8 protein-coding genes and 1 tRNA gene are annotated in these 10,777 nt (G+C 57.7%); 1 reads left to right on the top strand and 8 read right to left on the bottom strand.

Features of this window, described 5'->3' with window-relative positions; all coding sequences use genetic code 11:
• Positions 1–239: 239 nt before the first annotated feature.
• The 5 genes from ACR0P8_RS03830 to ACR0P8_RS03810 form a co-directional block, all read right to left on the bottom strand.
• Positions 240–310: transfer RNA gene (locus ACR0P8_RS03830), tRNA-Gln, on the bottom strand.
• A gap of 759 nt (positions 311–1,069) precedes the next feature.
• On the bottom strand, positions 1,070–2,506 hold the full coding sequence (gene glnA / locus ACR0P8_RS03825; protein WP_432623833.1) for a type I glutamate--ammonia ligase: 1,437 nt from the start codon (positions 2,504–2,506) through the stop codon (positions 1,070–1,072).
• A 282-nt stretch (positions 2,507–2,788) separates the two neighbouring features.
• Entirely contained in the window at positions 2,789–3,577 is a 789-nt protein-coding gene (locus ACR0P8_RS03820; protein WP_432623831.1) for a DUF4191 domain-containing protein, read from the bottom strand.
• Between the two features lie 107 nt (positions 3,578–3,684).
• Positions 3,685–5,166, bottom strand: a complete 1,482-nt coding sequence (locus ACR0P8_RS03815) for an FAD-dependent oxidoreductase (RefSeq protein WP_432623829.1) — start codon at positions 5,164–5,166, stop codon at positions 3,685–3,687.
• A gap of 149 nt (positions 5,167–5,315) precedes the next feature.
• On the bottom strand, positions 5,316–5,918 hold the full coding sequence (locus tag ACR0P8_RS03810) for a DUF3043 domain-containing protein (protein WP_432623827.1): 603 nt from the start codon (positions 5,916–5,918) through the stop codon (positions 5,316–5,318).
• A gap of 165 nt (positions 5,919–6,083) precedes the next feature.
• Between ACR0P8_RS03810 and ACR0P8_RS03805 the strand changes: the two genes are divergently transcribed.
• Positions 6,084–7,451, top strand: coding sequence for a dipeptidase (locus ACR0P8_RS03805; protein ID WP_432623825.1), 1,368 nt, complete (start codon positions 6,084–6,086; stop codon positions 7,449–7,451).
• Positions 7,452–7,563: 112 nt separating this feature from the next.
• Here ACR0P8_RS03805 and ACR0P8_RS03800 read toward each other — a convergent pair whose 3' ends face one another.
• From ACR0P8_RS03800 to ACR0P8_RS03790, 3 genes are all read right to left on the bottom strand, one after another.
• Positions 7,564–8,397, bottom strand: a complete 834-nt coding sequence (locus tag ACR0P8_RS03800; protein ID WP_432623837.1) for an energy-coupling factor transporter transmembrane component T family protein — start codon at positions 8,395–8,397, stop codon at positions 7,564–7,566.
• A 46-nt stretch (positions 8,398–8,443) separates the two neighbouring features.
• Complete coding sequence (locus tag ACR0P8_RS03795) at positions 8,444–9,934, bottom strand: ABC transporter ATP-binding protein (protein ID WP_432623823.1); 1,491 nt, start codon at positions 9,932–9,934, stop codon at positions 8,444–8,446.
• 114 nt (positions 9,935–10,048) lie between these two features.
• On the bottom strand, positions 10,049–10,663 hold the full coding sequence (locus ACR0P8_RS03790) for an ECF transporter S component (protein ID WP_432623821.1): 615 nt from the start codon (positions 10,661–10,663) through the stop codon (positions 10,049–10,051).
• Positions 10,664–10,777: the final 114 nt, after the last annotated feature.

The raw sequence follows: 10,777 nt of genomic DNA, 5'->3' as shown, positions 1-10,777 counted from the left end.
TTTCACGACATTGGAATGACGGACTTTGTCGCGTTCCGGGGCCAGTCAGGGACAATGTACTACGAATCTCCGCCCTTCGCATACGAAAGGCCTACGGAGATGCAGGCTCGGCGTCATGCGCACCTTGTCTCCGTCCAAGACCTGCCCAATCCCTCGGATGTGTCAAGGCAATGTTCGCAATCGCCATTAAATACAGAAAAAACGGATTCTCGCATAAAGACGAGAATCCGTTATCCGAGCTCCCCCACCTGGACTCGAACCAAGACAAAGGGTTCCAAAGACCCGTGTGCTGCCATTACACCATGGGGGATCGGCATCGTAAACACAAGGTTCCGCTGCCAAGTGACCATTATGCCATATGTCACCAACATTGCGTGTCGGAAGTGTCGCGTCGAATCGCATGCCTAATCGATGCATCGCGAAGGAGACATTGGAATGTCAAATGAAAAATACATCTGCCCATAAAAAATATTTTCCATCCCGATGCACCACGGCGACCGTGCGTTCGACTTCCTCAGCCGCGACAATTCTCCCTCCTGGAAGGTGTCCTTGGTGCCATTGGAACCATTTGCATTCTTATCTGCCGTGGATTTGACGATGGCACGCCCAATCATCGGGCTACCATTAAAGTCGACGATCAGACACAGGTCATTGTCAAAGTTAGACACAGTCATGGTGCTACCGGTGCTCTTAACGGACTACACGTCGGACGTGCCGACAGGCAACGGCAGCTGTCTCGCCATCTCGCACAACATGGCCTGCTTCGCACGGTCGGGCTCTTGCGGCCCTTGCCGTCCAAGGAGAAGCCGTTTATTCCCATTGAGAACCGGCCGCTATTGGGTATGCCCGAGGCTGCTGCCCTGTGCGGCCTGAACGTCTGGATCTCCTCCCTGCCCGAGCGGCCGCAGTGACGAAATCCGGCCCGAAAAGACGACAACGACCCCCGCATGGCTCTCATCGAGTCGTGCAGGGGTCATGTCTTTTCCGACATAGGTGCACCATAAGTACACCTGACGCCTATACTGGACTCTGAAACCCAGTCGGCAGTAGAGCTCAGGGGCTTCGGCTATCAGATGTGGAAGTACAGCTCGTACTCCAGCGGGGTCGGAGCCAAGCGAGCCTGGTCGATTTCACCGCGCTTGATGCCCAGCCAAGTCTCAATCAGGTCGTCAGTGAAAACGTCGCCTGCGGTGAGGAAGTCATGATCTTCCTCAAGGGCGTCCATGGCTTCAGCCAGGGAGCTCGGAACCTGCTTGATGCCTGCATGCTCTTCCGGCGGCAGTTCGTACAGATCCTTGTCGACCGGTGCCGGAGGCTCGATGTGGTTCAGGATGCCGTCCAGGCCAGCCATCAGCTGTGCGGAGAAGGCGAGGAACGGGTTGCAGGACGGATCCGGAGCACGGAACTCGATACGCTTCGCAGCCGGAGAGGTGCCAGCCAGCGGGATACGGATAGCGGCGGAACGGTTACGAGCGGAGTATACCAAGTTGACCGGCGCCTCGAAGCCCGGAACCAGACGGTGATAGGAGTTCAGAGACGGGTTGGTGAAGGCCAGCACGGAGGAAGAGTGCTTAATCAGGCCGCCGATGTACCAACGGGCGATGTCAGACAGACCACCGTAGTTCTTCTCGTCGTAGAACAGCGGCTTGCCGTCCTTCCACAGGGACTGGTGGCAGTGCATGCCGGTACCATTGTCGCCTGCGATCGGCTTCGGCATGAAGGTTGCGGCCTTGCCTGCCAGAGCGGCGGTCTCGTGGACAACGTACTTGTACTTCATCAGGTCATCGCCTGCATGCTGCAGGGAGTTGAAGCGATAGTTGATCTCCTGCTGACCAGCGCCGGCAACCTCGTGGTGGGAACGCTCGAGAATCAGGCCGACCTTCTGCAGGTTGGCGACCATGTCGTCGCGCAGATCCTGGGTGTGGTCAATCGGAGGAACCGGGAAATAACCCTTCTTGACACAGTTCTTGAACGCGATGTTCGGAGTGCCGTCATCTTCAGTGTCGATGCCGGAGTTCCACGGAGCCTCGATGGAGTCCACCTCGTAGAAGGAACGCTGCATGGAGTTCTCGAAGCGCACCTTGTCGAAGATGAAGAACTCGGCTTCCGGAGCGAAGGAAGCGGTGTCGGCGATGCCGGTGGACTTCAGGTAGGCCTCTGCCTTGCCTGCAACCTGACGCGGATCACGGGAGTACGGCTCGTCGGTCAGCGGATCGACGATGGAGAAGGCCACGTCAAGGGTCTTGTGCTTGCGGAACGGGTCGATGAATGCGGTGGAAACATCCGGCACCAGCTTCATGTCGGACTCGTTGATGGCCTGGAAGCCTTCCACGGAAGAACCATCGAACGGCATGCCGTCGGTGAAGGCATCCTTCAGGAATTCGCTTGCCGGCACGGTGAAGTGCTGCTGAACACCGATCAGATCAGTGAAGCGAACGGAGACATATTCAATGCCTTCCTTGTTGATAAGGGCCTCAGCATCAGCCTTGGTTTCAAGTGCAGTCACGGGACCGCTCCTTTCGAATAAGTTGCTTACAGGCTCTTAGTCTATGGCCGCTCGTTTCGCTCACTCGCCACTTGGGTTACGAGAATGTTTCGTAATGACATATTCGTAGGGTGATTTCGCGAAAAAACGGGATTCGATTGTTACAAACGTTCGCGCGCCATCTTCCGGGGTAATGCAATCGACGTTCAATTAATGGACATGGAGGTGTGTCAAATATGGAAAAGCTCCGATCTCATGGCACGATCGGAGCTTTTTCTAACAAGAAGACGCGATTCCGTCCTATCAGCGGCCGCGCATCGCACGACGGCTGATACGCTGCGGATGCATGGGATCGACGCCCTTCGGCACGCTCATACCGTTCTTCAGCTGCAGAGTACGCAAACGCTCGTTAAGCACGGTGAGCTCGGTCTTGGTAAGCACAAAACGTGTCTTCGGATGGATGGCGGCCATCAGCTTGTTCTTGTGATGGGTCGGCTGGTAGCTCTTGAACTTGAGCAGGACCTTACGCACATCCTTGAGCCGGGTCTGGTTTTCACCAGTGCCGACGTACATGCGATAGACCGGAATATCAGAGCCGGCGGTCACGCCCTTGATGCGCTGCTCCTGACGATCCATGGCACGCTTGACACGACCATACTCGCCTTCGCCCAGCAGATAAATGCCGTTGTAGCCTGTACCACGCCAAATGGCATCCTTGGTCTTCGGATCAACCCACACGGGCTCCTGCGGAAAGTTGAAGCCGGCCTTGTTGATGTTGCCGAGCACGCTGATGGCTGCGCCCGGTCGACCTTCGATTTTGGCATAACCGACCTTGTCGGCGCGCCTGGTGAGCATCATGGTGGCGAACAGGACACCCAGCAGAATCGCAAGAATCATGGAGGTGATCCAACCGATCGCCGACCATTTGAATACGATGCCCAGCACGACGAACACGATGATAGGTGCCACAAAAACACCTCCGCACAGCCACGGGAGTGCCTTGTCCTCAGCGTGGGTGTACTTGAAGATCTGAATGATCTGGCTGATGGTGCTCTGCTTTTTCTGCTTCTTTTTCTCTGCTTTATCTGCCATCGACTTCCTCGCTTGACGGTTCGTTTACACGCACTGGGATGGTAGTCTATCAGGAACCATGCCATTTGGTGTGCGGCCATACCATCGTGCGCACCTTCCCGCACACCCTATCTCGTATGCAATGGCCGCCCGTCCGCTTTGAGCAGCGCCTCGCCGAGCGTCTCACTGAATGTGGGATGCGGATGAATCAATCGTGCGGCATCGGCGAGTGGCACATGATTGCCGACCAATTGCTCGGCTTCCGCGATGAGATCGCTTGCGATCGGACTGACGATATGCACGCCGAGCACCACTCGTTTGTTTGGCTCGTCGGCGAATTCGCCGCTGACGATGGTCATCGATCCACCTTCGCCACTCATCAGCATGCGCGCGTTGGACAGCATCGGATAGGCTGTTTCTTCAGGCTCCAGCACATCCTCACGGGTTTTCGCTTGGTCGAGCGTCAGTCCGACGCTTGCAGCCTCCGGGAAGGAGAACACCACCTGAGGCACGGTTTCATCAAGTACCGGCTTTGGGTCGAGTCCGGCGATCTTTTCGGCGATGGTGATGCCCTGTTCGAACGCACGATGCGCCAGCGCATGTCCGGGAGTGATGTCTCCCAAAGCCCACACGCCATCAAGATTCGTATGTCCGAATCCATCGACGACGACATAACCGCGGTCGTCAAGCGCAAGACCGCTGGAACGGAACCAGTCTGCATCGGTGTTCGGCACACGGCCAATGGCGGCAAGAACCACCTCGCCATATGCGACGCGCTCTTCCGTGGAATCGTTCTGCCGATAATGCACGGTAGCGCCCAGATTCGCTCCGGTGTCCACATGCTCCACAGCGGTGCGCGTGATCACCTCCACTCCCCTGCGTTTCAATTCGCGCGTCAGCGTCATCGACGTGCGGCGTTCCCAAGTGGAGAGCACCCGATCCTTGCGAATCAGCAACGTTACCTTGCAACCAGCGGCGTTCCACAGCGACGCGAATTCCAACGCCACCGCGCCCGCTCCGACTATGACCGCGCTGGCGGGAAGCGTGTTCAGTTCCAAAGCCTGGGTGGAATCAATCAAAGCGCCAGTGAAAGGATTATCGGGCAACGCGAGAGGCCGCGAACCGGTTGCCAGTACGATATCATCTGCGACAATTGTGAATTGCGCATCAGTGGGCTCGAAGACCTCAGCCTTTACGGACCGCAATACATGCGTCTGCCCCTGAGCGGGCAGGATATCCACCGTGTGCGCACCACGCAACACAGCATCTCCCCGAAATACGGTAACGCCGCGATGTGCCAGCAGTCCCGTCAATCCCTTCGTCATCGTTTCCACCGTGGAAACGCGGAAATCACGCAACTTGCCGAAATCGATGCTTTGCAACGAGGCGTTAATGCCCATACGTTCGGCATTGCGTATGGTTTCGACGCTATGGACGGCGGTCAATAGCGCCTTCGATGGAATGCAGCCGCGGTTGAGACATGTGCCGCCGAGCGTCGCATCCTTTTCAATCAACGCCACCGTTTTACCAAGTTCCGCGGCACGTAACGCCGTGGAATAGCCGCCTGGGCCAGCTCCGATGATAGCGATATCGAAATGCTGTTGAGCCATTGTTAAATCCCGATTCATTCCTCATTGATACGAGCACGCGCCGGCGGAGCGAATGATTTCCTCCGGCACATAATATTTTCCATGGTAATGGAAAAGCCGTCGGCTGTTCGCTGACGGCTTGAAAAAAATGGCGACTTGTTCGCTGCAAGTCACTCCGGCCAATGTCCGCGCTTCGGATAGCGCGGCTTCGGAAGCCTCCAACGGCGAATCTGGATGGCACGGCTCCACGCGTAAGAGCCGGAACGCATACCCTTGCCCACGGACTGCTCGCCGAACTTCTCGATGAGCTTCTTCTTGAGTTTGCGCCACATAATCACCACATCGATGATCACGGCGAACAGATAAACGTACATGATCAGCATGAGCGGCAATGCCATGGCAGGCCACGCATAGGTGACAATCATGGAACCGATGAGGATGATGAACGCCACCGGGATGAAGAATTCTCCCAGATTGAAACGGGCGTCAACATAGTCGCGGATGTAGACGCGCCATGGCAGACGCTCCGATTTCGGCATATGGTTGATGTCACCACTCTGCATGGCATCGTATTCGGCGTTTTCACGCGCGCGCATACGGGCTTTCGCGGCCTTGCGGCTCGCCTCGCGATCCTTAGGTACGAGCGGACGGAGGTTCTGCGCCTGGGCGTCCTTGCGTTTCGGGGTCGGACGGCCTTTGCCGGACGTCGGCTTTTCGCTTTGGTCCTCAGCGGCCTCCTGAGCAGGCTGCTCCTTCTTGCTAAACAAACTCATGCCTATAGAGCGTAAGGTGACGTATCGACGCCCGGCAAAGTCCCCGACACCGCTTCTGAAACCGGTTGGACGGGCCATGACAGCCGGATACAATAGTCACTCGTTAACGAAATTCGACCGCGTCCATGACGCGTACATATGTTGTATATAGGGAGTATCGGGATTATGGCAGATTCACGCGCCGAGGAGATTCGTGCACGCGTCGAGGCGGATTTCAGCCGCATCGTCGACGTGTTGAACAAGAAGATAGCATTGCAATCGATTTCCGCGAAAGGCATCACCGCGGATCATATGAAACGTTCGGCCGAATTCGTTGCGGAGCAGCTACGCGAGGTCGGCGTCGACGCCAAGGTCGCGCAATCGCGCAATCCGGACGGCACGCCGGGCGCATGGGAAGTCATCGGATCGAAAATCGTCGATGACGACGCACCGACTGTGCTGCTGTATGCGCATCATGACGTGCAACCGGTGCCTGATCCGAACGCATGGAACACCGATCCGTTCGTCGGCACTGAAATCGACACGCGACTGTACGGTCGTGGCGCCGCGGATGACGGCGGCGGAATCGCGATTCATTCCGGTGCTCTGAAGGCACTGGGCGACGAACTGAAGGTGAACATCAAGGTGTTCATCGAAGGCGAGGAGGAGATGGGCTCGCCGAGTTTCATCCCATTCATCGAAGACCACAGGGACGAGTTCGATTCCGATGTGATCATCGTGGCCGATTCTGGCAACTGGTCCGCCGAGATTCCGTCGTTGACCACCTCGCTGCGTGGCAACACCGATATCGATGTGCATGTCAAGGCTTTGGAGCATCCGGTGCATTCCGGCCAATACGGAGGTCCGATCCTCGACGCGAACACGCTCGCGGCGATGCTGATTTCCTCCATGTATGACGAAAACGGCGATTTGGCGGTGCCTGGCATCGCTTCCGAAGAACCGGTCGGCGGTCTGCAGCGCGATATGGATGAGGCGACCGTGCGCGCGGATGCGGGTACCGTCGAATCGTATCGTTTCGCCGGTACCGGCTCGTTGGCTTCCCGTCTGTGGACCAAGCCGAGCGTCACCGTCATAGGTTTCGACGCGCATCCTGTGGAAGGATCCTTCAACGTCATCTCCCCCGAGACCACGTTCCGTCTGAGCCTGCGCACCGCGCCGAACCAGCGTCCGGAGGAGGCGCAGGACGCGTTGGCCTCGTTCATGGTGGAGCACGCGCCGTTCGGCGCCGAAGTGTGGGTGGATAAGCTTGACAACGGCATGGGCTGGGCCATGGATCCGGATGCCGAAGCCACCAAGGACGCCATGGACGCCATGGAGGAGGCCTTCGGTGTGGCTCCGGTCAACAAGGGCGAAGGCGGCTCCATTCCGTTCATTCCGGAATTGCAACGCATCTTCCCGAAGGCGCAGGTACTTGTCACCGGTCCGGAAGATCCGAAAGCCAACGCACACAGCCCGAACGAATCCATCAGTTTGCCGGCATTGAAGAACAACGTCATCACCGAGGCACTGCTGCTTGACAAACTCGCCAGATAGTCATTTGCCCGCGGATGGGATTCCATGAATCCGCATTGACGAAAAACGCTCCCCGCGTCATCCTTATCAGGACATTCGCGGGAAGCGTTTTTTCGAATCAGGCATCCGACCGTCAGCTGGATACGTTGTCGAACGCCCAATGCCAATAACCTGTGCAATATGCCGTGATCAATGCGATTGCCGGCACGGCAATGCAGATGGCATAAAACAGCCAGTCGGCCGCATGCAGTCTCGATTCCCTCGCCTGGCTACGCGGCGCGTCGGAGCCGAACCCTCGGGCTTCCATGGCGGTGGCGAGTTTCGTGCCACGTCTGATGGAGACGACGAGCAGGCTGAATGCCTGTGAGAAAACACGTTTGATGGTACTGCCGTCGCCAAGACCACGCGAACGCCGCGATTGGCCGAGCGCACGCCAATCGTCCTGCAGCAGTGTGAACATGCGCATACCAGCAAGACCACCATATACGAAACGTTGCGGCAGATGCAGAATCTGCACAAGACCGTCGGCGAGATCGGTTGGATCAAGGCCCAAAGCCAGAATCACACCCGGCACTGCAATTGCGGCGACACGCAGGAACGTGGCCAACGCCAGATAGAGAGAGCCTTGGGAGACAACGATTATTCCGCCTAGGTTGATCAGCACCTCGCCGGAGGTCTTGCCGTACAATGCCACGGAGATGAAGCTGCCCGCGGCCGCTATCCAAACGGGCCAGGTCTTACGCAGTACCGTCCAGGGAGCCACGCCGCCGATCCACAGCAGAAGCATCTCCAATCCGAACGCCACGGACGCCGAAACGACATCCAGTGTGAAGAACATCGGAATGCACAGCAGCAGGGCACCGATGAAGCGACTCACCGGATTGAGCTTCGCCACGAACCATGACGGTGACGCCGGCTTCGCATCCTTGCGGCGGTTCTTGTGGGACACCACGGTGATGGTCTCCATCTGTCCGTTCACGGTCTGTCCGTCGTTATTGTTGACCTCTTCCATTTCACTCCCCCACGCTGACCAGAATGCGACGTGCACCCAACGCCGTAATGAGCGGCTCGTCATGGGTGATCATGATTACCGAGCACCCTTGATCGCGTACACCGGCGATAAGCCGGACCATGCTGGTCCATGTGACGAAATCCTGCCCGAACGTCGGTTCGTCCATGACCAGTACTTTCGGTGCAGCGGCAAGCATGGACGCCACGGACAGCCTTCTTTTTTCACCGCCCGACAGGGTGAATGGGTTCGCCTTGGCGAAACGGGAGAGCTGCAGCCGTTCCAGCAGCGTGTCCGCAATGGCATATGCCTCCGCATCGGACTTTCCCATGGTTTTGGGACCGATGGCCACTTCATCGCGTACAGTGGCCGCCACGAACTGGTGTTCAGGTTCCTGGAACACCATGCCGACGCGCCCCAGCAATTCACGGCTTTTCCATGTGGTCACATTATTCTCACGATGGTCGGGCACAAGATTGTCCACCATGCATACCCGTCCGGCAATCGGCTTGAGCAGACCCGCCAGAGTAAGACCAAGCGTGGATTTGCCCGCTCCGTTCTGACCAATCAACGCGGTCACCTCGCCGGCATGGAATTGCAGATCGACATGCTCGCCGAGAGGGGAATCATAGCCGAAGCTCAAATCCTTCGTGTACAGCACTACATCATGTGGCTCACGGTGCTCTGGACGGGGCGCGTGGCTTTCTATGGCACGTCCCGGAACCCATGCTCCACCATCGGCAAGCGTCCGCGACATGCGGCCAAACACCTCATCCGGAGCGCCATCGGCTATCACTCCACCGACGTGCGAATCCTTCTCAGGCTTGCCAAGCACAATGACGCGGTCCACCAAGTCGAGCCACACGTCGATGTGGTGCTCCACCACCACCAGCGTCTCATGGGTCTGCTCGAGCACACGGCGGACGGCATCGTGCACTTCCTTGACACCGTCCGGGTCAAGATTGGCGGTGGGCTCGTCAAGCAGCAGCAGTCCGGGATGCATGGCCAACACGCCAGCCAGTGCAAGACGTTGGCGTTGGCCGCCGGAAAGCCCTCTCGTCGAACGGTCGAACGGCATGTAGTCGAGTCCGACAAGATCGAGAGCAGCCCGAGCTCGACGCCAGATCTCATCCTTCGGCAGATTCAGATTCTCACAGCCGAATGCGGTGTCATCGCCTACTCGTTCCAGAATCGTCTGCGAATCAGGATCCTGAAGCACAAGACCGCAACGTCCACGCGTCTCGCGGGCATCGACGCCGTCGATAAGCAGCTCGCCTTCCCGCTCGCCCTCATCATCGCCGCCAAGCACGCCGGCCATGCCGGACATCAACGTTGATTTTCCCGCCCCGGAAGCGCCGAGCAGCAGCACACGCTCCCCCGGCTTGATGTCGAAGTCGACATGCCGCAACGCGAAATCCTTACGTGAGGCATGTCTCCATCCCCAATCATGCGCGGTCACCCGGGCCGCGGTCATATTCTGAACATCAGTAGTCATTCATCGCCCTTTCTGTTGCCCACCATGCCGTATCTCCCCATCATGTCCTGCGATGACACAAGAAAAATCCCGCAACACCATAGCGGCATGCGGGATTCACTCCTCATCGGCAGGTCAGACCAGTTCCTGCGTGCGACCGGATTCGAAACGGTCAAGCACACCGGTCTTGGCGATGGCCACCTGCAGGAAATACATCACCACACCAGCAAGCACCGCTCCAGAGATGATGGACGTGCCTAGGTAGATGCTGACACGCAACGCGTTCCAAGCCGGATTGGTGAGCCAGTAGTACAGACCACAGCCGATTCCCGCGAGAGCACCAGAAATGGCGGAGGACAGTGGATTCCACTTCTTGTATGCGAAGATCGCGAAACCGATTTCGGCACCAAGTCCCTGCATGATGCCGACAATCAGGGAGCCGCCGACGCCCCACTGGTTGCCCATGGTGAGTTCAATCGCCGCGGCAAGGGTCTCCGCGAACAGCGCGGCACCGGGCTTGCGTACGATAATGGCGGCCAGAGGACCTGCGAACAGCCAGAAAGCGTTGAGCAGTCCCTCAAAACCGGGGGTCACAGCTTCGAAGATGGCCAATGGAGCGGTACAGACGATGTCCCATCCCCAGAAAATCACGCCGGATGCGACGGCGATGATGGCGGTCACGACGATATCGACCACACGCCACTTGTTGCTGTGCTTGCGAATTGCGGAAGACTGTTCTTGCTCAGTCATAGGAAATGCGCCTTTCTCTCTTAGATAAGGCACGGGCATTCGGATGACGTCCGTGCGCCGGCATTGTCCGGTATACGTTCATACGGTCGAAGCGGTTGCTTCTTCTCAGCCATA

Origin of the sequence: Bifidobacterium sp. (assembly GCF_050874245.1) — a bacterium.
GTDB lineage: Bacteria > Actinomycetota > Actinomycetes > Actinomycetales > Bifidobacteriaceae > Bifidobacterium.
This window is presented reverse-complemented; position numbering and strand designations above follow the sequence as displayed.

Bases quoted from the DNA above. Each gene is read 5' to 3' on its own strand.
- ACR0P8_RS03795 (WP_432623823.1), bottom strand. From the start codon at position 9,934: ATGACTACTGATGTTCAGAATATGACCGCGGCCCGGGTGACCGCGCAT.
- ACR0P8_RS03810 (WP_432623827.1), bottom strand. From the start codon at position 5,918: ATGAGTTTGTTTAGCAAGAAGGAGCAGCCTGCTCAGGAGGCCGCTGAG.
- ACR0P8_RS03820 (WP_432623831.1), bottom strand. From the start codon at position 3,577: ATGGCAGATAAAGCAGAGAAAAAGAAGCAGAAAAAGCAGAGCACCATC.
- ACR0P8_RS03790 (WP_432623821.1), bottom strand. From the start codon at position 10,663: ATGACTGAGCAAGAACAGTCTTCCGCAATTCGCAAGCACAGCAACAAG.
- ACR0P8_RS03815 (WP_432623829.1), bottom strand. From the start codon at position 5,166: ATGGCTCAACAGCATTTCGATATCGCTATCATCGGAGCTGGCCCAGGC.
- ACR0P8_RS03805 (WP_432623825.1), top strand. From the start codon at position 6,084: ATGGCAGATTCACGCGCCGAGGAGATTCGTGCACGCGTCGAGGCGGAT.
- ACR0P8_RS03800 (WP_432623837.1), bottom strand. From the start codon at position 8,397: ATGGAGACCATCACCGTGGTGTCCCACAAGAACCGCCGCAAGGATGCG.